Annotated in this window: 27 protein-coding genes; 16 read left to right on the top strand and 11 right to left on the bottom strand. The window is 71.8% G+C overall.

Annotated features, from left to right (window positions below; all coding sequences use genetic code 11):
- Positions 1-42: 42 nt before the first annotated feature.
- Positions 43-798: a class II aldolase/adducin family protein gene (locus AC3ANR_RS01635; RefSeq protein ID WP_488290135.1), complete on the top strand. Its 756-nt coding sequence runs from the start codon at positions 43-45 to the stop codon at positions 796-798.
- Here the strand turns inward: AC3ANR_RS01635 and AC3ANR_RS01630 are convergent, their stop codons facing one another.
- Positions 799-1617 carry a transglutaminase-like domain-containing protein gene (locus tag AC3ANR_RS01630; RefSeq protein ID WP_488290134.1) on the bottom strand — a complete coding sequence of 273 codons (819 nt, stop codon included), beginning with the start codon at positions 1615-1617 and terminating at the stop codon, positions 799-801.
- Between the two features lie 118 nt (positions 1618-1735).
- Complete coding sequence (locus tag AC3ANR_RS01625; protein WP_488290133.1) at positions 1736-2962, bottom strand: AsmA family protein; 1227 nt, start codon at positions 2960-2962, stop codon at positions 1736-1738.
- Positions 2963-3051: 89 nt separating this feature from the next.
- On the opposite strand from AC3ANR_RS01625, the gene gstA reads away from it, so the two are divergent.
- Positions 3052-3657, top strand: coding sequence for a glutathione transferase GstA (gstA, locus tag AC3ANR_RS01620; RefSeq protein ID WP_488290132.1), 606 nt, complete (start codon positions 3052-3054; stop codon positions 3655-3657).
- Here gstA and AC3ANR_RS01615 read toward each other — a convergent pair.
- A complete protein-coding gene (locus tag AC3ANR_RS01615; RefSeq protein ID WP_488290131.1) occupies positions 3647-4858 on the bottom strand; it encodes a YbfB/YjiJ family MFS transporter in 1212 nt (403 codons plus the stop codon). The two genes, gstA and AC3ANR_RS01615, sit on opposite strands and share 11 nt — an antisense overlap.
- Positions 4859-4964: 106 nt before the next feature.
- Here AC3ANR_RS01615 and AC3ANR_RS01610 point away from each other — a divergent pair, with 106 nt between their 5' ends.
- Positions 4965-6086 carry an alkene reductase gene (locus AC3ANR_RS01610; RefSeq protein ID WP_488290130.1) on the top strand — a complete coding sequence of 374 codons (1122 nt, stop codon included), beginning with the start codon at positions 4965-4967 and terminating at the stop codon, positions 6084-6086.
- A 79-nt stretch (positions 6087-6165) separates the two neighbouring features.
- Positions 6166-6366 carry a YgaP family membrane protein gene (locus tag AC3ANR_RS01605; RefSeq protein WP_488290129.1) on the top strand — a complete coding sequence of 67 codons (201 nt, stop codon included), beginning with the start codon at positions 6166-6168 and terminating at the stop codon, positions 6364-6366.
- Positions 6367-6369: 3 nt separating this feature from the next.
- Here AC3ANR_RS01605 and AC3ANR_RS01600 read toward each other — a convergent pair whose 3' ends face one another.
- Positions 6370-6609, bottom strand: coding sequence for a hypothetical protein (locus AC3ANR_RS01600; protein WP_488290128.1), 240 nt, complete (start codon positions 6607-6609; stop codon positions 6370-6372).
- A gap of 122 nt (positions 6610-6731) precedes the next feature.
- On the opposite strand from AC3ANR_RS01600, the gene AC3ANR_RS01595 reads away from it, so the two are divergent.
- Positions 6732-7604 carry a pirin family protein gene (locus tag AC3ANR_RS01595; protein WP_488290127.1) on the top strand — a complete coding sequence of 291 codons (873 nt, stop codon included), beginning with the start codon at positions 6732-6734 and terminating at the stop codon, positions 7602-7604.
- Positions 7605-7611: 7 nt separating this feature from the next.
- Here the strand turns inward: AC3ANR_RS01595 and AC3ANR_RS01590 are convergent, their stop codons facing one another.
- Positions 7612-7983 carry a hypothetical protein gene (locus tag AC3ANR_RS01590; protein WP_488290126.1) on the bottom strand — a complete coding sequence of 124 codons (372 nt, stop codon included), beginning with the start codon at positions 7981-7983 and terminating at the stop codon, positions 7612-7614.
- A 234-nt stretch (positions 7984-8217) separates the two neighbouring features.
- Here AC3ANR_RS01590 and AC3ANR_RS01585 point away from each other — a divergent pair, with 234 nt between their 5' ends.
- The gene (locus AC3ANR_RS01585) at positions 8218-8745 is read left to right on the top strand and encodes a Spy/CpxP family protein refolding chaperone (RefSeq protein ID WP_488290125.1); all 528 of its coding nucleotides are present in this window, start codon (positions 8218-8220) and stop codon (positions 8743-8745) included.
- A 99-nt stretch (positions 8746-8844) separates the two neighbouring features.
- Here AC3ANR_RS01585 and AC3ANR_RS01580 read toward each other — a convergent pair whose 3' ends face one another.
- Complete coding sequence (locus tag AC3ANR_RS01580; RefSeq protein WP_488290124.1) at positions 8845-9516, bottom strand: hypothetical protein; 672 nt, start codon at positions 9514-9516, stop codon at positions 8845-8847.
- 344 nt (positions 9517-9860) lie between these two features.
- On the opposite strand from AC3ANR_RS01580, the gene AC3ANR_RS01575 reads away from it, so the two are divergent.
- The 5 genes from AC3ANR_RS01575 (at position 9861) to AC3ANR_RS01555 (ending at position 15815) form a co-directional block, all read left to right on the top strand.
- On the top strand, positions 9861-10628 hold the full coding sequence (locus tag AC3ANR_RS01575) for an endonuclease/exonuclease/phosphatase family protein (RefSeq protein ID WP_488290123.1): 768 nt from the start codon (positions 9861-9863) through the stop codon (positions 10626-10628).
- A 13-nt stretch (positions 10629-10641) separates the two neighbouring features.
- Positions 10642-11889 carry a cardiolipin synthase ClsB gene (clsB, locus tag AC3ANR_RS01570; RefSeq protein ID WP_488290122.1) on the top strand — a complete coding sequence of 416 codons (1248 nt, stop codon included), beginning with the start codon at positions 10642-10644 and terminating at the stop codon, positions 11887-11889.
- Positions 11886-12944 carry a lysylphosphatidylglycerol synthase domain-containing protein gene (locus AC3ANR_RS01565; RefSeq protein WP_488290121.1) on the top strand — a complete coding sequence of 353 codons (1059 nt, stop codon included), beginning with the start codon at positions 11886-11888 and terminating at the stop codon, positions 12942-12944. Before clsB ends, AC3ANR_RS01565 begins: the two co-directional genes overlap by 4 nt.
- Before the next feature lie 122 nt (positions 12945-13066).
- Entirely contained in the window at positions 13067-14329 is a 1263-nt protein-coding gene (locus tag AC3ANR_RS01560) for a putative DNA modification/repair radical SAM protein (RefSeq protein WP_488290120.1), read from the top strand.
- Between the two features lie 16 nt (positions 14330-14345).
- Entirely contained in the window at positions 14346-15815 is a 1470-nt protein-coding gene (locus AC3ANR_RS01555) for a UdgX family uracil-DNA binding protein (RefSeq protein WP_488290119.1), read from the top strand.
- 104 nt (positions 15816-15919) lie between these two features.
- On the opposite strand, the gene AC3ANR_RS01550 is transcribed toward AC3ANR_RS01555, so the two are convergent.
- Positions 15920-16405, bottom strand: coding sequence for a hypothetical protein (locus tag AC3ANR_RS01550; protein ID WP_488290118.1), 486 nt, complete (start codon positions 16403-16405; stop codon positions 15920-15922).
- A 159-nt stretch (positions 16406-16564) separates the two neighbouring features.
- Between AC3ANR_RS01550 and minC the strand changes: the two genes are divergently transcribed.
- The 4 genes from minC to AC3ANR_RS01530 all read left to right on the top strand — a co-directional run bounded on the left by minC (position 16565) and on the right by AC3ANR_RS01530 (position 18963).
- Complete coding sequence (gene minC / locus AC3ANR_RS01545) at positions 16565-17323, top strand: septum site-determining protein MinC (protein WP_488290117.1); 759 nt, start codon at positions 16565-16567, stop codon at positions 17321-17323.
- A 14-nt stretch (positions 17324-17337) separates the two neighbouring features.
- Positions 17338-18153 carry a septum site-determining protein MinD gene (gene minD / locus AC3ANR_RS01540; RefSeq protein WP_488290116.1) on the top strand — a complete coding sequence of 272 codons (816 nt, stop codon included), beginning with the start codon at positions 17338-17340 and terminating at the stop codon, positions 18151-18153.
- 2 nt (positions 18154-18155) lie between these two features.
- Positions 18156-18422, top strand: coding sequence for a cell division topological specificity factor MinE (gene minE / locus AC3ANR_RS01535; protein WP_488290115.1), 267 nt, complete (start codon positions 18156-18158; stop codon positions 18420-18422).
- Positions 18423-18495: 73 nt separating this feature from the next.
- Entirely contained in the window at positions 18496-18963 is a 468-nt protein-coding gene (locus AC3ANR_RS01530; RefSeq protein ID WP_488290114.1) for an SRPBCC family protein, read from the top strand.
- Positions 18964-19103: 140 nt separating this feature from the next.
- Here the strand turns inward: AC3ANR_RS01530 and AC3ANR_RS01525 are convergent, their stop codons facing one another.
- The 4 genes from AC3ANR_RS01525 to AC3ANR_RS01510 all read right to left on the bottom strand — a co-directional run bounded on the left by AC3ANR_RS01525 (position 19104) and on the right by AC3ANR_RS01510 (position 21358).
- A complete protein-coding gene (locus AC3ANR_RS01525; protein ID WP_488290113.1) occupies positions 19104-19502 on the bottom strand; it encodes a DUF2177 family protein in 399 nt (132 codons plus the stop codon).
- A gap of 73 nt (positions 19503-19575) precedes the next feature.
- On the bottom strand, positions 19576-19887 hold the full coding sequence (locus AC3ANR_RS01520) for a hypothetical protein (RefSeq protein ID WP_488290112.1): 312 nt from the start codon (positions 19885-19887) through the stop codon (positions 19576-19578).
- Between the two features lie 484 nt (positions 19888-20371).
- Positions 20372-20953 (bottom strand): NnrU family protein, encoded by a 582-nt coding sequence (locus AC3ANR_RS01515; RefSeq protein ID WP_488290111.1) that lies wholly within the window; start codon positions 20951-20953, stop codon positions 20372-20374.
- A 132-nt stretch (positions 20954-21085) separates the two neighbouring features.
- Entirely contained in the window at positions 21086-21358 is a 273-nt protein-coding gene (locus AC3ANR_RS01510; protein ID WP_488290110.1) for a hypothetical protein, read from the bottom strand.
- Between the two features lie 244 nt (positions 21359-21602).
- Between AC3ANR_RS01510 and AC3ANR_RS01505 the strand changes: the two genes are divergently transcribed.
- A complete protein-coding gene (locus AC3ANR_RS01505; RefSeq protein WP_488290109.1) occupies positions 21603-22022 on the top strand; it encodes a DUF3175 domain-containing protein in 420 nt (139 codons plus the stop codon).

Here is a 22022-nt window from a genome sequence, read left to right as displayed (position 1 = left end):
GGCCGTCCCCGGCGCGCCGCCGCGCCCGGCAAGGAGACAAGCATGCACATCCCCTCCGTCAAGGAACTCGTGAGCGCCGAGGAATGGGCGCTGCGCGTGGACCTGGCCGCCGCCTACCGCCTCGTCGCCGCGTACGGCTGGAGCGACCTGGTCTTCACCCACATCAGCGCCCGCGTGCCCGGCCCGGACCACCACTTCCTGATCAACCCGTACGGGCTGATGTTCGACGAGATCACTGCGTCCTCGCTGGTCAAGGTCGATGCCCACTGCCACAAGGTGATCGACTCGCCGTTCCCGGTGAACCCGGCCGGCTTCACCATCCACAGCTGCATCCACGCCGCGCGCGACGACGTGCAGTGCGTGCTACACACGCACACGCGCGCCGGGGTGGCCGTGAGCGCCCAGGCCTGCGGCGTGCTGCCCATCAGCCAGCAGAGCACCTTCGTGCTGGCATCGCTGGCCTACCACGACTACGAAGGCGTGGCGCTGCGCGACGACGAGAAGCCGCGGCTGGTGCGCGACCTGGGCGACAAGACCTACCTGATGCTGCGCAACCACGGCCTGCTCACCGTGGGCAAGACCGTCGCCGACGCATTCCTGTCGATGTACACGTTCGAGAACACCTGCAAGATCCAGATCGACGCCCAAGGCGGCGGCGAACTGGTGCAGATCAACCCGGCGGTCATGCAGGGCATGGCGCAGGTGATGAAGACCGTCACCGCCGGCCAGGGCGCCAACATCGCGTGGCCGGCGCTGCTGCGCAAGCTCGATCGCGAGGACGCGTCGTACCAGACGTGATCAGGCCAAGGCCGGCATCGCGCTGGCACGCGTGTCGTGCTCGAGCACGCTCACCAGCTTGTCGGTCATCTCCACCGAGCCGAAGATGGTGCTGAAGGCCACGTCCTTCGCGTCCCGCCCGGTGCCGATGCGCACCAGCCGGTCCACCGGCGCCATGCCGGTGGGATCGAACATCACCCAGCGCCCGCCCAGCCACGCCTCGAAGATGGCGTGGAAGTCCTGCGGCGGCTCGTCGAACCACACGTAGCCGGCCACCAGCCGCGCCGGCACGTTCAGCGCCCGGCAGAAGGTGATCGCCAGGTGCGCGAAATCGCGGCACACGCCCGCGCGCTGCGCGAGCACGTCCTGCGCGGTGGAGGTCGAGGTGGTGCTCCCGGGGCGGTATGCGATGTTCTGGTGCACCCAGTCGACGACCTGGCGCACCCGGGCCAGGCCGGGCGGCAAGTTCCCGAACTGCTCGCGGGCGAACTGGCCCAGCACGTCGGATTCGCAATAGCGCGTGGGCAGCAGGTCGTGCAGCATCGCATCGGGCACCTGGTTCACCGGGAACTGCGGCAGGTCGGCCTCGACTTGCTGGGGCTGGACTTCCACATCGGCCTTGTAGTGCACCTCCAGCCGCCCCGGCAGGGCATCGAAGCGGATGAAGCGGTTGCCCCCGCGCGGCTCGACGAACGCATGCACGTCGACAGCGGGCGTGATCGACAGGTGCTCGCTGACGATCTTCTGCGACGGCCAGTGCGCGGCCTCGATGTTGAAGCAGCAGTGCGAGGGTTCCCGCACGATGTATTCGAGGCGGGTCTCGACGGTGGACAGGTGCATGACGGTGGACGGAACGGAAAGCCGCGCGAGTGCGGCTCCGCCATGCTAGGACGCGCACGCGCCGGCGGCGATCAGCCCGCAGCCCGACGGGCTGTAGGCACGCCGCCCAGGCGCGTTGCTACTTGCCGCCGAACAGGCCCTTCAGGCCCGAGCCGATCTTGTCGCCCAGGTCGGTGGCCACCTGGCTGCCCGGCAGCAGCACGCCGGTGGGCGTGACCGACGGCGCATCGATGGTGCCGGCCACCTGCAGCGGCACCCCGGCGGTGAGCGAGCCGCCCCCGAGCACCGCGCTGATCTTGCCGTTGAGCGTGCGGTCGGGCGCCAGCGCCACGTTGCCGGTGGCCGAGAGCAGGCCCGAGTTGGCGACCAGGTTGCTCAGCTGCACGGCCTTGCCGTGCGTGGTGACCTGGCCGGTGAGCGTGTCCAGCGCCGTCTGCCCGCTGCGGCTGACGCCCAGCGTGCGCACGGCCTGCGCCAGGTCGATGCCATGCAGCACCGCGTTGCGCACCGTGAAGCGGGTCTGGGTGCGCATGGCGTCGGCCAGCGCGCCCGGCTCCTTGAAGTCGGCCTGCAGCGAGGTGCGCGCCTCCAGCCGGCCGGTCAGCGAGCGGCTGGGCGCAGTGAGCGCGGCCACCTCGACACGGTCGGTGGCGAGCTCGCCCGCCAGCCGCCAGCCGCCGGCGCGCTGCGGCTGCAGGCGCAGCGGCCCGGTCACCGTGCCGCCGCCGATGTCGGCGCGCAGCTGCCAGGTCTGGTCCTGCCGCTCCAGCCGCGCCTTCGCGCCGGCGAAGCGGCCGGCCACGATGTCCACCCTGGCCGACTGCGGCAGCGGCTGGCCCTCGAACGCCACTTCGGCGTTGACGGTGAGCTTCTGGCCGCCGGCGTCCACCCAGGTCACCTTCTCCAGCAGGATGCGATTCGGCAAAGCGGGCGCGCCGCCGGCCGAAGGCGCGGGCGTCGCGGCGCCCGACGGCTTCTGCGCCGCGGCGGCGACGGCCATCACGCCCTGCTGGGGCAGCACGGCATTGCGAACCACCAGCGCGTCGAGCGCGGGCTTGCCGGCCAGCAGTGAACGCCACACCGGCGTGGCGTCGATCTGCTCCAGCGTGAGCGCGGGCCGCGTCTCGATGCGCACGTCGCGCAGCGCCACGGCCGGCGCCGGCCACACGGTGACGTCGATGCGCCCCAGGCGCACCGGCACGCCCAGCGCCTGCGAGGCGGCCTGCTGCGCCCGCGCGCGGAAGTCGTCGCTGCCCGCCCAGCGCGAGAGCGCGACCACCGCCACCACCAGCAGCACCAGCAGTGCCGCCGCGATTCCCACCACCCACTTGATCCATCCACGCATGAGCACATTCTCCCAAGTTGTGCCCCGGCAGGGGAATACCCCGGGCGCTAGCATGCGACCCCTGTCCACGAGGAAGAGACATTTCACACATGAAGCTTTACTACTCCCCCGGCGCCTGCTCGCTCTCGCCCCACATCGTGCTGCGCGAGGCCGGCCTCGCGTTCGAGCTGGTGCTGGCGAGCACCAAGACCCACCAGCTGCAGGACGGCACCGACTACTACGGCATCAACCCCCTGGGCTACGTGCCGCTGCTGGAACTCGACGACGGCACCCGGCTGCGCGAAGGCCCGGCGATCGTGCAGTACATCGCCGACCAGGTGCCGACCCGGAACCTCGCGCCGGCCAACGGCACGCTGCCGCGCTACCGCCTGCAGGAGTGGCTCACCTTCATCGGCACCGAGCTGCACAAGTCGTTCTCGCCCCTGTTCAACCCCGCCATGCCGGAAGAAGGCAAGCAGATCTACCGCGACCGCCTGGCCGGCCGCTTCCAGTGGGTCGACGGCCAGCTGGCCGGCAAGGACTACCTGATGGGCGAGCAATTCAGCGTGGCCGACGCCTACCTCTTCACCGTCAGTGGCTGGGCCGCGCCGATGAAGCTGGAGCTGCCGGCCAACCTGCGCGCCTTCCGCGAGCGCATGCTGGCCCGGCCGGCGGTGCAGGAAGCGATGAAGGCCGAAGGCCTGATCAAGTCGTAATCGGCGCGGGCAGCGGGCGCTGGCGCCAGGCCAGCGCCGCTCCGAGCCACAGCGCGCCGGCGGAGAACAGCAGCCCGCGCGCCAATCCGCCCGGCCCGTCGGCGATCCAGCCGACCACCGTCGGCCCCGCGATCTGGCCGGCGGCGAACACGGTGGTGAACGCGCTGATCCCCGCCGCCCACTGCGAGGGCGGCAGCTGGTGCCGCACCAGGGCCGTGGTCGACGCCACCACCGACAGGAACACGCCGCCGAACAGCAGCCCCGAGGCCAGCAGCAGCGGCCAGGCCGCCGTGAGCGCGGGCACCACCGTCGCCACACCGAGGAGGGCGTTGAGCAGCGCCAGCGGTTGTCCTTCCTTGCAGCGGTCCAGCAGGCCGGCCCAGATGCGCGACGACGCCACCACCGCCAGCCCGAGCAGCGCATAGAACAGCGTGATGCGCCCCGGCGCCACCGCCTGCTCGCGCAGCAGCGCGATCACGAACGTCATGTAGCCGATGTAGCCGACCCCGAACATCGTGTAGCCCGCCAGGCCGGGTGCGAAATCGCGCCAGCGAAAGCGCGCCCCCCGCCCCGTCGCAGCGCCGGCAGGCGCCGCCGCGGCGGCACGCGCCAGCACGCGGGCCGGCCAGGCCAGCACCGCGGTGGCGGCGAAGCACGCGAGCGCCAGCGCCCACCAGGCCCAGGCCCAGCCATGCGGCCGTGCCTCGGCTGCGTCCAGCACCGCCGGCACGAGCAGTGCCGACGCCACGATGCCCAGGCCGGTGCCGCCGTAGTACAGCCCCAGCAGCAGGCCCGCCTGCGACGCCCGCATGGCGCCCAGGCGCGCCGCGAGCAGGCCGCCGGCGATGAACAGCAGCGCGCTGGCCGAGCCGGCCAGCACCCGCTGCACCAGCAGCGCCGTCGCATCGGTGAAGAAGCCCGACAGCCCCATGAACAGGCTGGCGAGCGCGGCGCCCAACAGCACCAGGCGCGACGGGCCCAGCCGCGCCATCAGCCGCGGCGTGGCCAGGGCTCCGAGCAGGTAGCCCAGCGCGTTGGCCGTGTTCATCGCCCCGGCCAGCGTGTACGACCACTGGAGGTCGGCCCGCATCGGCGGCAGCAGCAACGCATAGGCGAACCGGGTGATGCCCAGCGACACCGCGGCGCCCAGCGACAGGGCCAGCGCGAGCGCGAAGTGCGGCAGTCGTTCCGGCGAATGCATCAGCCGCATTGTCGGACAGCGCCCAATTCACCCGGGCCAGCGCGAACTTGTGCGCCGCCGTACGCTCCCTCCCCCTTTGCCGCAACCACGAAAGAGAACCCGACCCATGCCGAGCTTGTTCGAGCCCGTCCAGGCAGGACGCCTGCAGCTTCCCAACCGCGTCGTGATGGCGCCGCTCACCCGCAACCGCGCGCCCGGCGCCGTCCCCACGCCGCTCATGGCCGAGTACTACGCGCAGCGCGCCAGCGCCGGCCTGCTGATCACGGAAGCGACCGCGATCAGCCACCAGGGCCAGGGTTATGCGGACGTGCCGGGCCTGTACGGGACCGAGCAGCTCGATGGCTGGAAGCGCGTGACCGACGCGGTGCATGCCCGCGGCGGCCGCATCGTCACGCAGCTGTGGCACGTGGGCCGCGTCTCGCACGTCGACCTGCAGCCGGACGGGCAGAAGCCCGTGGCGCCGTCGGCGATCGCGGCCAGGACCAAGACCTACCTGATCAGGAACGGCGTCGGCAGCTTCGTCGACACCTCCGAGCCGCGCGCGCTGCAGGCGCAGGAGCTGCCCGGCATCGTGCACGACTTCCGCCATGCCGCCCGTCACGCGATGACCAGCGCGCACTTCGACGGCGTCGAGATCCATGCGGCCAACGGCTACCTGCTGGACCAGTTCCTCAAGCGCGGCGCCAACCACCGCACCGACGACTACGGCGGCTCGATCGAGAACCGGGCCCGGCTGCTGCTGGAGGTGACGCGCGCGATCGTCGAGGAGATCGGCGGCGGCGTCACGGGCATCCGCCTGTCGCCCGTCACGCCCGCCAACGACGTCCACGATCCCGATCCGCAGCCGCTGTTCGAGCACGTGGTGCGCCAGCTGGCGCCGCTGGGCCTCGCCTACGTCCACATCATCGAAGGCGCCACCGGCGGGCCGCGCGAGATCGCCGACCGGCCCTTCGACTACGACGCGTTGCGCCGCGCCTACCGCGACGCCGGTGGCCAGGGCGCCTGGATGGTGAACAACGGCTACGACCGCGCGGGGGCGGAGCAGGCCCTTGCCCGCGGCGCCGACCTGGTGGCGTTCGGCAAGCTGTACATCGCCAACCCCGACCTGGTGGAGCGGCTGCGCGAGAACGCCCCGCTCAACGAACCGGACCGCACCACGTTCTATGGTGGCGGGGCCAAGGGCTACACCGACTATCCGGCGCTCGGGGAGCGCAGGAAGGCGGCTTGACGGGGATCAACGCCGGGTTGCCGCGCGCGCCGCACCATCGGCGCGAGCGGCGCCTGTGCCGCCTCGGAAGGAGCGACCCATGGCAAGCAACATCGGCGGCATCGACCGCACCCTGCGCATCGTGATCGGCCTGGTGCTGGTGGGCCTGGCGGCCACCGGCACGGTCGGCTGGTGGGGCTGGCTGGGCGTGGTGCCGCTGGCCACCGGCCTCATCGGCTGGTGCCCGGCCTATGCGCTGCTGGGCATCCGCACCTGCAAGAAAACCGGCGCGCCGGCGTAGCCGTCAGCGCACCGTCCGTCCCACCGGCAGCCAGCGCACCAGCTTGCGCACGCCGTCGCGGCCGCTGGCGGCGCGGCCCACCAGCGCCGTGCCGGCGGCCAGCCCGGCGCCGCGCACCAGCATCGAGGGGTGCGCGCGCGAGGCCATCCACACGCCCAACCCCGCGGCCAGCACCAGCCAGTGCTCGCCCGGCAGTCCGGGGCGTTGTTGGTCGTATTGCTGGATGCGCTGCAACAGGTTCATCGTCGTCTCCTGGGATGCGGCCGATCCTCGCGCCCCCGGGCCGGCGCGAACGTAGGAGCCCGGCCGCGCCGCGGGAGGGACTGCATCCATCAAGGCCATGGGCTTTGCGCTGTAATGCCCGCATGGACACCGTCTCCCAGCCCCGGCGCGTGGAGCGCCTCGTCACCGGCCAGGCCACGCGCGATGGCGCCGGCGTGCGGCTCACGCGCCTGCTCACCCCGGACCTGCAGCGCCGCCTCGATCCGTTCCTGATGCTCGACAACTTCGGCAGCGACGACCCGAACGACTACGGCGCCGGCTTTCCCGACCACCCACACCGCGGCTTCGAGACCGTCACCTACATGCTGCGCGGCCGCATGCGCCACCGCGACAGCCACGGGCACGAGGGCCTGCTGCAAAACGGCGGTGTCCAGTGGATGACCGCCGGCCGCGGCCTCGTGCACAGCGAGATGCCCGAGCAGGAGCAAGGCGTGATGGAGGGCTTCCAGCTGTGGCTGAACCTCCCCGCCAGCGCCAAGATGCGCGAGCCGTGGTACCGCGACATCCAGAGCGACGAGATTCCGCAGGCGCGCACGACCGCGGGCGTCACCGTGCGGGTGATCGCCGGCCAAGCGCAGGGCGTGCCCGGCGCGGTGCAGCGCGAGGGCACCGAGCCGCTCTACCTCGACCTTCATTTCGACGGCGCGGAGCAGGTGTTCGAGCAGGCCCTGCCCCCGGGCCACAACGCCTTCCTCTGCACCTACCGCGGCACCCTGGAGGTCGTGGGCAGCGACGGCGTGGCCACGCCGGTTCCCAGCGGCCGGCTGGCGGTGCTGGCCAACGAGGGCGACGGGGTGCGGCTGCGGCCGGCGGCCGGATCGAGCGAGCCGGTGCGCGCGATCCTGGTGGCCGGCAAGCCGCTGCGCGAGCCGATCGCGCAATACGGCCCGTTCGTGATGAACACGCGCGAGGAGTTGATCCAGGCCGTCGAGGACTTCCAGGCCGGCCGCTTCTGAGCGCGGCTCAGCGGGTCGCGGGCGCGGCCGGCGGCTGCGGCGGCGCCGGCGGGGCTGGCTCGGCCTCGCGCACGTCCTCCCAGGTGCGCGAACGCTCGATCACCTGCGAGGCATTGCGCCCGACCTCGGGCGGCGCGCCCATGCGCGAGGTGTCGTTCGGGTTGGCCGCCTGCTGGGCCCGCACGCGCGAGTGGTCCAGCAACACGGCGCCTGTGCTGTCGCGGTCTTCCGCCGGCAACGGGTGCACGTCGCTCAGCACCTGGCCGGGGACCGGCGGCGGGGCGTCGGAGTCGGCCGGCCGTGTCTGCGCGGCGGCGCCTGCCACCAGCGCGCCGGCCAGCAGGAGCGCGGCCGACGGCCGCGCATGAGGCACAAGCATGGCGTTCTCCTGGTGACGACGCATGGCGTGCATCCTGGGCGCGGAGCGCGTCCCCGCGTGTGGCCGCACAGGCGGTCCTGCTGTAGGACCGGCCGGACGGCGCGCAGGGCGTGCGCCAGCTTTACACGCGCGTGACCGGCGTGGCACGGTGACTTGACACGGCCGCGCCAGACTTCCTCTCACCTTGGGTTGGAGCCGACCAGCCCGGGCACTCCAGACCGAAAGGACGCCTCCATGACATTCCAGTTCCGCAAGCACCTCGTCACCTGCGCGCTGCTCGCCGGCGTGGGCCTCGCGGCCCAGGCCCAGCCCGCGCCTGCGCCCGGCCCCAATGCAGGCGCGCCGCAGGCGCAAGGCCCGCAGGGCCGCCGCTTCGAGCCCGCCCGCATGGCCGAGCGCATGAACCGCCGCCTGGCCGACCTGAAGCAGAAGCTGCAGCTCACGCCGGCCCAGGACGCCGCCTGGACCAGCTTCGCCGCCGCGATGCAACCGCCGGCCAACATGCCGCCGCGCCCGGACCGCGCCGCCATGGCGACCATGACGACGCCCGAGCGCATCGACCAGATGCGCGCCATGCGCGATCGCCGCAACGCCGAGATGGAACGCCGCGCCGAAGCGACCAAGGCCTTCTATGCCCAGCTCACGCCGGAGCAGAAGAAAACCTTCGACGCCGAGAGCGCCCGCATGTTGCAGGCTGGCCATCGCGGCCACCACCGCGGGCACATGGGCGCTGGCGGCCAGGCGGCCCCCGGCGCACGCTGACCCCCGGCGGCGGCGCGGCCGCCGCGCCGGACGAACAAAGCGCCTGCCCGGTTGCCCGGGCAGGCGCTTTGTCTTGGCGCGACGCGGCGACTGGCCGCGTTACTGCGGCGTGCCGCTGGGCTGCTGCCAGGCCGGCTCCGCGCCGCGCTGGCCCATGGCCGCTTCGGCGCGGCGCGTGCGGGCATCGGCGCGCTTGAACTCACGCTCGCTGCGGCGGTCGGCGCCGCTCTTGTGGATCACGGGATCCTCGGGGTTGGCGTTCGGGTTGCCGTTCACGTAGGTGCTGGCTTCGCCGGTGCCCAGCCGCACGTCCGGGGCGGCGGCCACGTACTGCGCGTCGACCGCGCCATCGGGCGTCTGGTTGTTGGTCGATGCGTTCGGGCGGCCGTGCGTCATCGTGCTGACCTCACCGCCGCGCACCGGCACGTCCATGGTCTGCGCACCGCTGGTGCCGTAGGTGTAGGTGCCCGGTGCCGGCGCAGCGCCCATCGTGGCGGTGCCGCTCGGGTTGTCCACGGCCGCGGCGCTGCTCGTGCCATACGTCTTCGTGCTGGGCGCGGGCACGGCGCTCGCGCCCAGGTTGCCCGCGGCCGGATTCTCCACGGCCGGGTTGTTGGTGGTGGCCATGTTCGGCTGGCCCTGCGTCATGGTGCTGGACTGGCCGCCCACGGGCAGGTCCGAGGTGGCCGCGGGCGTGTTCTCGGCCCAGGCACCGGCGGCGCCGAGCAGGCCGGCCAGCAGCAGCGAGACGGTCTTGGTCTTGGTGTTCATCATCGCAATCGACTCCTTCGAGGTTCAGAAAAGACACAGCCCCGGATGGCGGGGCGTGAGAGAACCTTAGGGCCCACCTCCACAGCGGGGTGCCGGACGCGCGAGACCATGGCTGTAGGACGCCGGGGCGCTCGGGCGCCCGCTGCGTTCCGGCCCGCGCGTCGTCGCCGGCGGGCCAGGCATGCGCGGCGGTGCGAGCGCGGCAGAAGCGCGGCGACAGCCCTCGCGCGCGCTGTCGCACGCCCGCTCGCACCGACTGCGACACCATCCCTGCCTTGCGTCCTACACCCTCCTGTAGAGCGCGTCGGTACAAGGGGATGCTCCACCTTCACCGATCGCAGGGAATGTCAGAGACGCAGGCCGCCGCTGCCCCGCTCACCGTCATGACGGTCAACACGCACAAGGGCTTCACCAGCTTCAACCGCAAGTTCATCCTGCCGGAGCTGCGCGACGCCGTGCGCAAGGTCGGCGCCGACGTGGTGTTCCTGCAGGAGGTGCTGGGCACGCACGAGGAGCACGGCAAGAAGTACGCCGAGTGGCCCGACGCGCCGCACTATGAATTCCTGGCCGACAGCATCTGGCCGCAGTACGCCTACGGCCGCAACGTCGTGTATCCCAAGGGCGACCACGGCAATGCCGTGATGTCCAAGTTCCCGATCGTGCACTTCCAGAACCACGACGTCTCGCTGCCCGGCCCCGAGAAGCGCGGCCTGCTGCACTGCGTGCTGCGCGTGCCCGGCCAGCCGATCGAGGTGCACGTGATCTGCGCCCACCTGGGCCTGTCGGAGTCGCACCGCGTGCAGCAGCTCGACCTGCTGTGCGAGATGGTGCGCAGCGAGGTGCCCGACAACGCGCCGCTGATCGTGGCCGGCGACTTCAACGACTGGCGCCGCCGGGCCAACACCATCCTGGAGCGCGAGATCGGCCTGCGCGAGGTCTTCGTGCACGCCTACGGCGAGCCCGCCAAGACCTTCCCGGCCCGCTTCCCTCTGCTGTGCCTGGACCGCATCTACGTGCGCAACGCCACGGCGCACCTGCCGGTGGTGCTGCCGCGCCGGCCCTGGTCGCACCTGTCGGACCATGCGCCGCTGGCGGCCGAAATCCACCTGTGAACGGATTCGCCCCATGCCTGCCCGCTGGTACGACGGAAACGAATTCACCCTGCTCGAAAACGGCGAGGAGTTCTTCCCGCGCGTGTTCGATCGCATCGCCCATGCGCAGCGCGAAGTGGTGGTCGAGACCTTCATCCTGTTCGAGGACAAGGTCGGCCTGGCGCTGCACGAGGTGCTGGTGGGAGCCGCCCGCCGCGGCGTGCAGGTGGACCTGACGATCGACGGCTGGGGATCGCCCGACCTGTCCGAGCGCTTCATCGCGGGCCTGGTGGACGCCGGGGTGCGGCTGCACGTGTTCGATCCCGGTCCGCGCCCGTTCGGGCTGCGGCCCAACCTGCTGCGCCGGCTGCACCGCAAGATCGTCGTCGTCGACGGCGAGTTCGCCTTCATCGGCGGCATCAACTACTCGGCCGACCACCTGGCGGACTTCGGCCCCGAGGCCAAGCAGGACTATTCGGTCGAGGCGCGCGGCCCCATCGTGGCCGAGATCCACCGCTTCGCCCACGCGGCGCTCGCGCTCGGCTCGCGCCACAACCCGCACCGGCGCTGGTGGCGCTGGCGGCGCGAGGCGCGCCACACGCCCGAGCAGCTGCCGCACGTGGGCACGGCCCGCGCCATGCTGGTCTCGCGCGACAACGGCCGGCACACCACGGACATCGAGCGGCACTACCGCATCGCCATCCGCCTGGCGCGGCACCGCATCGTGATCGCCAATGCCTACTTCTTTCCCGGCTACCGCCTGATCCGCGACCTGCGCCGCGCGGCGCGGCGCGGCGTCGACGTGCGGCTGATCCTGCAGGGCACGCCGGACATGGCGATCGTCAAGGTCGGCGCCAGCGCGCTGTACAGCCACCTGGCCAAGGCGGGCGTGCGCATCTTCGAGTACTGCGACCGGCCGCTGCACGGCAAGGTGGCGCTGGTCGACGACGAGTGGGCCACCGTGGGCTCGAGCAACCTCGACCCGCTCAGCCTGAGCCTGAACCTCGAGGCCAACGTCATCATCCGCGACCGCGCCTTCAACGCGCACCTGTTCGAGCGGCTCGACCAGCTGATGCGCCACAGCTGCAAGCAGATCACCTACGACCAGGTCGCGGGCGCGGGCGGCTTCCTGGCCGTGCTGCGCAGCTTCATCGCCTTCCACCTGGTGCGGCTGTACCCGCTGCTGACGGGGTGGCTGCCGCGCCATCGCCCCAAGCTCGTCGCCGCGATGGCGGAGCGGCTCGCGCATGCCTATCCGGGCGTGCCCAAGGAGGAGCGATGAATACCCGGCTGCTGCCGCGCGAGCTGCTGCAGGCGGCCAACGACGACCACGTCGGCGCCCTGCACGAAGACGACCGGCCCATGCCACGGCAGGACAAGCGGCTGCGCTCGCGGCCGTGGTGGCCCTGGCTCAAGCGCGGGCTGTCGCTGGCCTTCTTCATCGCGGTCGGCTGGCTGCTGTTCGCGTACGCCCAGCACATCAAGTGGGGCGACGTGCTGCGATCGCTCGAGGAGCTGCCGGTGCCGGCGCTGCTGGCGGCGCTGGGCCTGGCGGTGGCGAGCCACCTGCTCTATGCCTGCTTCGACCTGATCGGGCGCCGGTACACCGGCCACACGCTCAAGACGCCGATCGTGATGGCGGTCACCTTCGTCAGCTACACCTTCAACCTGTGCATCGGCTCGCTGGTCGGCGGCGTCGGCTTTCGCTACCGGCTCTACTCGCGGCTGGGCCTGAAGATGGGCGTGATCACGCGCATCGTCTCCATGAGCATGCTGACCAACTGGCTGGGCTACAAGCTGCTGGCCGGCCTGCTGTTCATTTTCCATCCGCTGGCCTTGCCGCCCTCGTGGCACATGGGCAGCCACGGCCTGCAGTGGATCGGTGCCGCCCTGGTGGCGATCTCCCTGGGCTACCTCATCGCCTGCTGGCGCGCCGGCGACCGCGTCTGGGACTGGCGCGGCCACGAGCTGTACCTGCCGCCGTGGCGCATGGCCGTGCTGCAGATGGCCATCTCGGCGCTGAACTGGAGCCTGATGGCCGCGATCATCTGGATGCTGCTGCAGCAGCGCCTGCCCTACGCGGACGTGCTGACGGTGCTGCTGGTCGGGGCGATCGCCGGCGTGGTGCTGCACGTGCCGGCGGGCCTGGGGGTGTTCGAGGCGGTGTTCATCGCGTTGCTGGGCCACCGCATGGCGCAGGAGGAGCTGCTCGCCGGCCTGCTCGGCTACCGGGCGCTCTACTACCTGCTGCCGCTGGCCATCGCGGCGGCGATGTACCTGGTGATGGAAGTGCGCGCGCGGCGGCTGAAGAAACGGGCGCACATCGCGCCGGTGTGACGGGGACGCCGATGCCGCGCTGCCGCTTCCGGACTGCGTCCTTGTTCACGAAAGTCCGCGGACCGCACCGCGAAAGACCCAGGCGCCGAGCCGCTTCGGCGGCAGGACTGTATAGTCATCCAGTGGACCTGAACGCCAAGCTCGCGATCCTGGCCGACGCCGCCAAGTACGACGCCTCGTGCGCGTCCAGCGGCGGGCGCGCGCGCGACTCGGCCGACGGCCGCGGCCTGGGCTCCAACGACGGCACCGGCATCTGCCACAGCTATGCGCCGGACGGCCGCTGCATCTCGCTGCTCAAGGTCCTGCTGACCAACTACTGCCAGTACGACTGCCTGTACTGCGTCAATCGCGTCAGCAGCAACGTGCAGCGCGCCCGCTTTGCCGTCCAGGAGGTGGTGCACCTCACGCTGGACTTCTACCGCCGCAATTGCATCGAGGGCCTGTTCCTGTCCAGCGGCATCATCCGCAGCCCCGACTACACCATGGAGCAGGTGGTCGAGGTGGCGCGCGTGCTGCGCGAGGAGCACGACTTTCGCGGCTACATCCACCTCAAGACCATCCCCGAGGCCTCGCCCGAGCTGCTGGCGCGTGCCGGCCGCTACGCCGACCGGCTGTCGATCAACATCGAACTGCCCACCGCCGGCAGCCTGTCGGCGCTGGCGCCCCAGAAGGACGTGGCCGCCATCAAGCGGTCGATGGCCCGGCTGCGCGTGCACATCGACGACGCCCGGGAAGCGCAGCGCGAGGTCGAGGCCCAGCCGGTGCGCATCGTGCCGGGGGCCAAGCCCGCCCGCGCCGAGGCGCCGCACTTCGCCGCCGCCGGCCAGAGCACGCAGATGATCGTCGGCGCCGACGCCACCGACGACGCCACGATCTTGTCCACCAGCGCGCAGCTGTACGGCGCCTACAGGCTGCGGCGCGTCTACTACTCCGCCTTCAGCCCGATCCCGCATGCCGCCGCTGCGCTGCCTTTGAAGGCGCCGCCGCTGGTGCGCGAGCACCGGCTGTACCAGGCCGACTGGCTGATGCGCTTCTACGGCTTCGAAGCCGGCGAGATCACGCCGCCGCGCACGGGCGGCATGCTGGCGCTGGACCTCGATCCCAAGCATGCGTGGGCGCTGGCGCATCCGGAGCGTTTTCCCGTCGACCTCAATCGCGCCCCGCGCGAGCTGCTCCTGCGCGTGCCCGGGCTCGGCGTCAAGGCGGTCGACCGGCTGCTGCTGGCCCGCCGCGTGCGCCGGCTGCGCAGCGACGACCTGCAGCGGCTGCGCGTGCCCACGCGCAAGGTGCTGCCGTTCGTGGAACTGGCCGACCACCGGCCCCGGGGCAGCCCGTCCGCCCGCGCGCCGGCGCCGCCCGCGCCGGTGCAGGGCGCGCTGTTCTGAAGCGGGAGCGTCGACGATGCAGGCCCGCCTCGCCAGCGAGATCGACCTGACCGGTTTCCGCAAGGAAGCGCGCGACCTGCTCGCGCACCAGGTCCCGCCCGACCAGGTGGACTGGCACACCGACGCGGCGCAGGACGCCGACCTGTTCTCGCAGCCGGCCGAGGGCGCCGACGCGCCGCGCAGCGCCGCCCGCAGCATTCCGCGCGCCGCCGCGGCCATCGTCCCGGCCTCGTTCCTGCGCCTGTGTGAGGTGGTGGTGCTGCACCAGGACCCGCAGCGGTTCGCGTTGCTGTACCGCCTGCTCTGGCGGCTGGTGCACGAGCCGACGCTGCGCAACGACCCGATCGACCCCGACATGCTGCATGCCCAGCAGATGGCGCAGTCGGTGCGGCGCGACATGCACAAGATGAAGGCGTTCGTGCGGTTCCGCGAGGTGCCCGACGAGGAGCATCCCGGGCAGGTGGTGCACGTGGCCTGGTTCGAGCCAGTGCACCACATCGTCGAGGCGGTGGCGCCCTGGTTCGCGCGCCGCTTCGCCGGCATGCGCTGGGTCATCGTCACGCCCGAGCGCTCGGTGCACTGGGACGGCCAGCAGCTGGTGTTCGGCCCCGGCGGCAACCGGGCCGACGCGCCGCCGCCCGATGCCGGCGAGGCGCTGTGGCTCACCTACTACCGCAGCATCTTCAATCCGGCGCGGCTCAAGCTCAGCCAGATGCGCAAGGAGATGCCGCGCAAGTACTGGGACAACCTGCCCGAAGCGCGCCTGATCGGCGAGCTGTCGGCGCAGGCGACCGAACGGAGCGGCACCATGATCGAGCAGCCCGCGCAGCCGCCGCAGCGGCGCATCGCAAGGCCGGCGGCCAACGATCCGGTGGTCACGCTGCACCGCGACGGCATCGGCTCGCTGCAGGACCTCCAGGACGCCACCATGCGGTGCCGCGAGTGCCCGATCGGCGAGTTCGCCACCCAGGCGGTCAACGGCGCGGGCCGCCTGCACGCGCCGCTGATGTTCGTCGGCGAGCAGCCCGGCGACCAGGAAGACATCCAGGGCCAGCCCTTCGTCGGGCCGGCGGGCCAGCTGCTCGACCGGGCCCTGGAGGCCATCGGCGTGCCGCGCGACGCGGTGTTCGTCTCCAACGCGGTGCGGCACTTCAAGTTCGAGCTGCGCGGCAAGCGCCGCATCCACAAGAGCCCGTCGCAGCGCGAGGCCGCGGCCTGCCTGCACTGGCTCGAGGACGAGATCGCGCTGGTGCGGCCGAAGGCGCTGGTGGCGCTGGGCGCCACCGCGGCGCGCTCGCTCATGGGCCACCAGGTGTCCGTGACCGCCGAGCGTGGCAAGTGGCTGCAGCGGCCCGACGGGCTGAAGGTGCTGATCACGCTGCACCCCTCGGCGCTGCTGCGCGTGGAGCCGGGCGAGCGCGAAGCCGCGTTCGAGGCGTTCGTGGCGGATCTGGAGAAGGCGAGGTCGGTGCTGGAGGGGGGCTAGCTTCGCCCCACGCGTGTCCGGGGGGGCTGCAGTCAACACGGCGCGTGCTCACGGACCGTCGCTGGATGTCGGGTCGAGCCCGGCATGACGACTCGTGGAGCGCGTCAGCTGTCGATGCCGCTCACGCCGCGGCGGGCGCGTTCGATCGATCGCTTGGCGCCGCGCTTGGCCTTGCGGGCCGTGCTGTCGCTGCTGTTGCCGTTGTGCTCGCGCTTGATGCCGGTGCCCGGATCGCGCTCGCGCCGCGGCTGCACCTCGCCCTTGCGCGGGGCCTGCACCTCGCCGTCACCGGGCGGGCGCACGCCGCCCGGGTCGCGCGGCACCGCCTGGTCGGGGGCCGATGCGGCGGCGCTCGGCTTGCGCAGCACCAGGCCGCCGCCGGGCTGGTCGACGCTTTGCGGTGCCACGCCGCCCTGCGGCGGGCCGGCCAGCGCGCCCGTGCCCGCCTGCGCGCCCGCCAGGGCCGGGCGGCCCTGGAACGTCGCGTCCGAACCGGTGCCCTGGCCGTGCACATGGCCGAACGCGAACAGCATCACGGGCAGCACCGTGGCCACGGTGATCCGTTGCGACAGGGTGTGTTGGGACTTCATCGACCGCTCCAGGAACTGCTTCGGGGACGTGCTGCCAGTGTCGTTCCGCACATGTGGACACCGCAGAGGCACTTGGCAACAGAATGCGTAGGACGTGGCCTGCGCCCACTGCTAAGATGCGCCCGCCTCAGAAGGCACAGCAGTACCCCGCCCCCACCGATGTCCGTCGCCCTCGCAGGCCGTGCGCCTGCCACGTTCGAGATCAAGAGCGCGAACCTCCCGCTGGTCTCGCTGCTGCTCAAGTCCCCCGACCTGCAGGCGCTGGCGCACGAGCTGCACGCGCGCTTCGGCGACATCCCCGACTTCTTCGACCGCGATCCGCTGGTGATCGACCTGGCGCCGCTGCGCGAGCAGGACGCCGTGCCCGATCTCGCCGAACTGGTGCGCCTGCTGCGCACCTACCGCGTGCTGCCCATCGCCGCGCGCGGGGGCAGTCCGGCGCAGATGGCCGCCGCCGCGCAGGCGGGGCTGGCGGTGGCCGAGGAGGTGATCGCCGCGCCGGCGCGCCTGGCGGGGCCGCAGCCGGTGGTGGAAGCCGCCGCCGCGCCCGCCCCCACGGCACCCGTGCCCCTGGGCGCGCTGGTGATCGACCGGCCGCTGCGCTCGGGCCAGCAGGTCTACGCCCGCGGCCGCGACCTGGTGGTGATGTCGATGGTCAACCCCGGCGCCGAAGTCATCGCCGACGGCAGCATCCATGTCTACGCACCGCTGCGCGGCAAGGCCATCGCCGGCGCGCGCGGCCAGGAGGACGCGCGCATCGTGACGCTGTGCCTCGAACCCGAACTCGTCTCCATCGCCGGCGTGTACCGCACGAGCGACGTGCCCCTGCCCGCCGAGGTGCTCGGCAAGCCGACCCAGATCCGCCTTGTCGGCGGCGCGGACGGCAAGCTGGTGATGGACCCATTGCAAACCCGCTGAAGGACCACAAGCCCATGGCAAGAATCATCGTCGTCACTTCCGGCAAGGGCGGGGTCGGCAAGACCACCACCAGCGCCAGCTTCGCCTCCGGCCTGGCGCTCGCCGGCCACAAGACGGTCGTCATCGACTTCGACGTCGGCCTGCGCAACCTCGACCTGATCATGGGGTGCGAGCGCCGCGTGGTGTACGACTTCATCAACGTGATCCACGGCGAGGCCACGCTCAACCAGGCCCTCATCAAGGACAAGCACTGCGACAACCTGTTCGTGCTGGCCGCCTCGCAGACGCGCGACAAGGAAGCGCTGAACAAGGAAGGCGTGCAGAAGGTGCTGGACGACCTGGCCGCGATGGACTTCGACTACATCGTGTGCGACTCGCCCGCGGGCATCGAGACCGGCGCGCTGATGGCCATGCACTTCGCCGACGAGGCGCTGATCGTGACCAACCCCGAGGTGTCGTCGGTGCGCGACTCCGACCGCATCCTGGGCATGCTGTCGTCCAAGACCCGCCGCGCCATCGAGGGCAAGGAGCCGGTCAAGGAGCACCTGCTCATCACCCGCTACAACCCCAACCGCGTCGACCAGGGCCAGATGCTGTCGCTGGAGGACATCCAGGACATCCTGCGCATCAAGCTGATCGGCGTGATCCCCGAGAGCGAGACCGTGCTGCAGGCGAGCAACCAGGGCACGCCGGCCGTGCACCTGAAGGGCAGCGACGTGTCCGAGGCCTACAAGGACGTGGTCGACCGCTTCCTCGGCCAGGACAAGCCGCTGCGCTTCGTCGACGCGCAGAAGCAGGGTTTCCTCAAGCGCCTGTTCGGGAGCCGCTGACCATGGCGTCCCTCCTCTCGTTCCTGCTGGGCGAAAAGAAGAAGACCGCCAGCGTCGCCAAGGAGCGGCTGCAGATCATCCTGGCGCACGAGCGCTCGGGCCGCAACGCGGCCGAGCCCGACTACCTGCCGGCGCTGCAGCGCGACCTGGTCGCCGTGATCGGCAAGTACATCAAGATCGATCCGCGCGACATCAAGGTGCAACTGGAGCGGCAGGACGACCTCGAGGTGCTGGAAGTCAAGATCGAGCTGCCGGAATCGCGGTTCTGAGGTTCCGGCCGTCGCCACGGGGCCGCAAACGCCGAGCTTGACCGGCCGCCCCGGCCGCGGCGATAACCGGCCCATGTCGACCTCCACCATCGTGCGCGTGCAGCGCGCCTACGCCTGCACCGCCGAGACCGTCTACGACGCCTGGCTCGATCCGGCCGTCGCCCGCCAGTTCCTCTTCGCCACCCCGCCCACCGGCGAGATCGTGCGCTGCGACATCGAGCCGGGCGTGAACGGCCGCTTCGTCGTCGTCGATCGCCGGCCGCTGGAGGCGGGCGGTGCGGCGCTGGAGGTGCAGCACGACGGCCGCTACCTGCAGCTGGACCGCCCGCGCCGCATCGCGTTCAGCTTCTCGCTGCCGCAGTTCCAGTCGCACGACAGCACGGTGGTCATCGACATCGAGCCGCAGGGCGACGGCTGCGAGCTCACGCTGCGGCACGACCTGGGGCCGGGGTCCGACGCGCGCGAGATGGCCGAGCGGACGGAACAAGGCTGGACCCGGATGCTGGCCAACCTGGAGAGCGCGCTCTCGTTGCCCGGCTGACGCCATCGCGGGGCGGGCTCGTTCCCTGCCGGCCGTGTGGGTCTGACGGCCCCGTCGCTGGATGCCGGGTCGAGCCCGGCATGACGAGAGAAAAGTCTGGTCCGGCCGGTGGGTCGGCCCGCCAGGGCGTCGACCGCAGGTCAGGCCGACACCGCCCGCCATGCCAGCGCCGCGGCCAGAGCGCCGGTGGCGCTGACCACGGCGCCCCAGGCGATGTCCAGCACCGCCAGCCATGCCGGGTAGTCGCGCAGCACGGCCAGGCTCGTGAGGTCGAACGTCCCGTAACAGAACAGGCCGAACACGGCCCCGAGCAGCAGGGCGCGCTGCCAGTCGCCGGCGGCCGGGACGACGGCGAACACCAGCACGCCGATGGGATAGAGGAAGTAGAAGGCCGCGGCGCCGGCGACGTTCGGCCTGGCGGCCATCAGGTGCCCCATGCCGGCCTGGTACCAGGGCATCGCCACCAGCCGCAGCCAGACGAAATCCATGGCACCGATGGCTGCCAGCGCGGCGACATAGGAGACGGCGAGACGGGCCATGGCGAAACCTCCAGCGAGTTGCGCCGGATCGTAGCCATGGTGCGTGGGCGGCGCCCGGGCTCGGGTATTCGCGTCAGCCGGCGCCGCGCGGCGTGCGGCCGGTGCCGTGGCCGCCGGTGCGCGCTTCGTTCTGGTTGTGGCCGCCCAGGTGGTCCTCGCGATCGCTGCGGCTGGCCGGCGTGCGCCGGCTCTCGTGCTTCTGCGTCGGCTCGCTGGCCCCGGCCTTGTTGTGGTCGTTCTCCACCTTGCCGGTGTGCGGCTGCTGCTGGTCGGCCTGCGCCGCGCCGCGCTGGGCTTCGTCGGCGGCCTCGGCCTGCCTGGCGTCCTGCTCGGGGTGCTGGATGTGGCGCTGCTCGTTGCGGATGAAGTCCTGCTTCTTGGTCATGGTGGGAATCTCCGGGTGCCGATGGGATGCCTGGCCTCTGGCCCGGCAGTGGGTGCGGGCCCAGGCAGAGGGTGTGCGGCCCATTGTGCGAACGCGACGTCCTGCCTCGGTGTCGGACGAGGGCGGGCACGCGTGTGCCCTTGTGTCGCGCTGCAAGCGGGCGCAACACGGCGGCGGCTAACTGCGCGCGGGGTCCGTTCCGGGCCGCGAGGCTCCTGTCATTGCGGGCTCGACCCGCAACCCAGTCCGGTGCTCGCACAGCCACCGCCGCTGGATGCCGGGTCGAGCCCGGCATGACAAGCGAAGGGCGGGTCGACACGACAGCCAGTCAGGCACGCGAGGGTTCCTGTCATTGCGGGCTCGACCCGCAATCCAGTCCGGTGCTCGCACAGCCACCGTCGCTGGATGCCGGGTCGAGCCCGGCATGACAACAAAGGCGAAAGTGCGGGCCGTCGACGGCAGAGGCGCAGGCTGCCCGCGGCGCTCAGACCCCCAGCGGGCTCACGCCGATCAGCCAAGCGTGGGCCCAGAACACGAATACGGCCCACACGGCCACGCCGGCGACGACCGCAGTGACCGTGCCGCCCATCGTGCCCGGCGGATAGACCACCTGGTTGGCCCGATCGCGCCGGCGCGCCGAGCGGAAATCGACCACCGCCCAGAGCAGGAAGGCGCCGAACAGCAGCACGTCGGCCAGCCCGCCGTTGGCCAGCAGGTGCGCCAGCGCCCAGGTCTTCACGCCCAGCAGCATCGGGTGGTGCAGCCGCGCCTTGAGGCCGTTGCGCGGCACGTAGGCGGCCGCGAGCAGGATGAACGACACCACCATCAGCGCCGCGGCCAGGTGGTTCATGCCGCGCGGCGGCGTCCACAGCACGGGGGCGTCGATGCGCGCGCGGCCGTAGCCCCACGCGAGCAGCGCGAAGCCGGCCAGCGACACGATGGAATAGAGCCCCTTCCAGCCCTTCTCGCCCAGCCGGCCCAGCATGCGGGTGCGCCAGCCATCGGCCACGATGCGCGTGGAGTGCACGCCCAGGAACAGCACCAGCCCCAGCAGCAGGATCGCCATCGGTCATCTCCTCGTCGGTTCGCGCCCGATGATGGTCGGGACGCATCGGGCATTCTCGGCCCATGGCCAGGTGCATGCCGGCAGCGCCCAGAGGCACGTCCGGGCCCGCGACAGCGCCCTGCCTCTCAGGCGCTAGATGTAGCGCTCGCGCGTGCGCAGTTCGGCTGCGCGCAGGAAGCTGAAGAACAGCTGGTCGCACTGGGCCTGCGTCTCGCGCAGGCTGGTGCGCAGGCCCACCGGATGGGGCTCGCCCTGGTGCTCGTGCAGGCGCAGCGCCTCGTCGTAATCGGGGCGCAGGCGCAGGATGGCCTCGTGGCAGGCGTCCCAGGCCGCGAAGGCCTCGTGCACCGCCGCATCGAGCGGATGGCGCGCGGTGTCGGACGGGTCGGTGGCGGAAGATCGCATGCGGGCACCTCGGAAACGGAGAAGTGCGCTGGCGGTCGACCCTTGCCACGAAGGGCGCCGGTTCAGGGCACGAAGGAGAACCGGCAAGGTCGGAGGAAGCGAGGCAGTGTACGCCTGCTGCGGATCAGGTGCCGGGGCCCCGGGGCCGGCCGCCAGGGCGCGCGGCGCTCCTACAGCCAGGCGCCCGCGCGCGACCTAGAGTGGCAGGGCAATGCCGCCTGGCACGGCGGCCAAGGAGCGTCCCATGGCCACCTCCCGCACGACCCGCAAGACCCCTGCCCCGTCGCACCGCTGGTCGCAGCAGGTGACCGAGCACAGCGATGCGCTCGACCTGCGCGAAGGCGTGTTCAAGCTCAAGGACCCGAAGGCGATCGCCGCCTCGCTGAAGGACTCGGCCGAGCACAGCGAGCGGCGCAAGAGCGACCCGTACCGCTCGGCGATGTCGATGCTGACCTTCTACATCAACCGCGCCGGCGACCAGCTGCAGGCGACCCAGAAGAAGCGGCTGGAGGCGGCCAAGGACGAACTGCGGGCGCTGTTCCACAAGCCCGCCGCCGAACGCGCCGGCGCGCGTGGCAACGGGCGCGAGCGGCCGGGTGGCGGCAAGACTGCGGGCGACAAGACCGGCCCGGGCCGCACGCACAAGCGCGGCACGCGCGGCTGA

This window comes from Ramlibacter sp. JJN2-2R, assembly GCF_057747835.1.
This window is presented reverse-complemented; position numbering and strand designations above follow the sequence as displayed.

Bases quoted from the DNA above. Each gene is read 5' to 3' on its own strand.
- minE (WP_488290115.1), top strand. From the start codon at position 18,156: ATGGCGTCCCTCCTCTCGTTCCTGCTGGGCGAAAAGAAGAAGACCGCC.
- AC3ANR_RS01595 (WP_488290127.1), top strand. From the start codon at position 6,732: ATGGACACCGTCTCCCAGCCCCGGCGCGTGGAGCGCCTCGTCACCGGC.
- AC3ANR_RS01550 (WP_488290118.1), bottom strand. From the start codon at position 16,405: ATGAAGTCCCAACACACCCTGTCGCAACGGATCACCGTGGCCACGGTG.
- AC3ANR_RS01520 (WP_488290112.1), bottom strand. From the start codon at position 19,887: ATGACCAAGAAGCAGGACTTCATCCGCAACGAGCAGCGCCACATCCAG.
- minC (WP_488290117.1), top strand. From the start codon at position 16,565: ATGTCCGTCGCCCTCGCAGGCCGTGCGCCTGCCACGTTCGAGATCAAG.
- AC3ANR_RS01615 (WP_488290131.1), bottom strand. From the start codon at position 4,858: ATGCATTCGCCGGAACGACTGCCGCACTTCGCGCTCGCGCTGGCCCTG.
- gstA (WP_488290132.1), top strand. From the start codon at position 3,052: ATGAAGCTTTACTACTCCCCCGGCGCCTGCTCGCTCTCGCCCCACATC.
- AC3ANR_RS01580 (WP_488290124.1), bottom strand. From the start codon at position 9,516: ATGAACACCAAGACCAAGACCGTCTCGCTGCTGCTGGCCGGCCTGCTC.
- AC3ANR_RS01610 (WP_488290130.1), top strand. From the start codon at position 4,965: ATGCCGAGCTTGTTCGAGCCCGTCCAGGCAGGACGCCTGCAGCTTCCC.
- AC3ANR_RS01525 (WP_488290113.1), bottom strand. From the start codon at position 19,502: ATGGCCCGTCTCGCCGTCTCCTATGTCGCCGCGCTGGCAGCCATCGGT.
- AC3ANR_RS01630 (WP_488290134.1), bottom strand. From the start codon at position 1,617: ATGCACCTGTCCACCGTCGAGACCCGCCTCGAATACATCGTGCGGGAA.
- AC3ANR_RS01530 (WP_488290114.1), top strand. From the start codon at position 18,496: ATGTCGACCTCCACCATCGTGCGCGTGCAGCGCGCCTACGCCTGCACC.
- AC3ANR_RS01635 (WP_488290135.1), top strand. From the start codon at position 43: ATGCACATCCCCTCCGTCAAGGAACTCGTGAGCGCCGAGGAATGGGCG.
- AC3ANR_RS01575 (WP_488290123.1), top strand. From the start codon at position 9,861: ATGTCAGAGACGCAGGCCGCCGCTGCCCCGCTCACCGTCATGACGGTC.
- AC3ANR_RS01515 (WP_488290111.1), bottom strand. From the start codon at position 20,953: ATGGCGATCCTGCTGCTGGGGCTGGTGCTGTTCCTGGGCGTGCACTCC.
- clsB (WP_488290122.1), top strand. From the start codon at position 10,642: ATGCCTGCCCGCTGGTACGACGGAAACGAATTCACCCTGCTCGAAAAC.
- AC3ANR_RS01600 (WP_488290128.1), bottom strand. From the start codon at position 6,609: ATGAACCTGTTGCAGCGCATCCAGCAATACGACCAACAACGCCCCGGA.
- AC3ANR_RS01585 (WP_488290125.1), top strand. From the start codon at position 8,218: ATGACATTCCAGTTCCGCAAGCACCTCGTCACCTGCGCGCTGCTCGCC.
- minD (WP_488290116.1), top strand. From the start codon at position 17,338: ATGGCAAGAATCATCGTCGTCACTTCCGGCAAGGGCGGGGTCGGCAAG.
- AC3ANR_RS01625 (WP_488290133.1), bottom strand. From the start codon at position 2,962: ATGCGTGGATGGATCAAGTGGGTGGTGGGAATCGCGGCGGCACTGCTG.
- AC3ANR_RS01555 (WP_488290119.1), top strand. From the start codon at position 14,346: ATGCAGGCCCGCCTCGCCAGCGAGATCGACCTGACCGGTTTCCGCAAG.
- AC3ANR_RS01510 (WP_488290110.1), bottom strand. From the start codon at position 21,358: ATGCGATCTTCCGCCACCGACCCGTCCGACACCGCGCGCCATCCGCTC.
- AC3ANR_RS01590 (WP_488290126.1), bottom strand. From the start codon at position 7,983: ATGCTTGTGCCTCATGCGCGGCCGTCGGCCGCGCTCCTGCTGGCCGGC.
- AC3ANR_RS01565 (WP_488290121.1), top strand. From the start codon at position 11,886: ATGAATACCCGGCTGCTGCCGCGCGAGCTGCTGCAGGCGGCCAACGAC.
- AC3ANR_RS01505 (WP_488290109.1), top strand. From the start codon at position 21,603: ATGGCCACCTCCCGCACGACCCGCAAGACCCCTGCCCCGTCGCACCGC.
- AC3ANR_RS01605 (WP_488290129.1), top strand. From the start codon at position 6,166: ATGGCAAGCAACATCGGCGGCATCGACCGCACCCTGCGCATCGTGATC.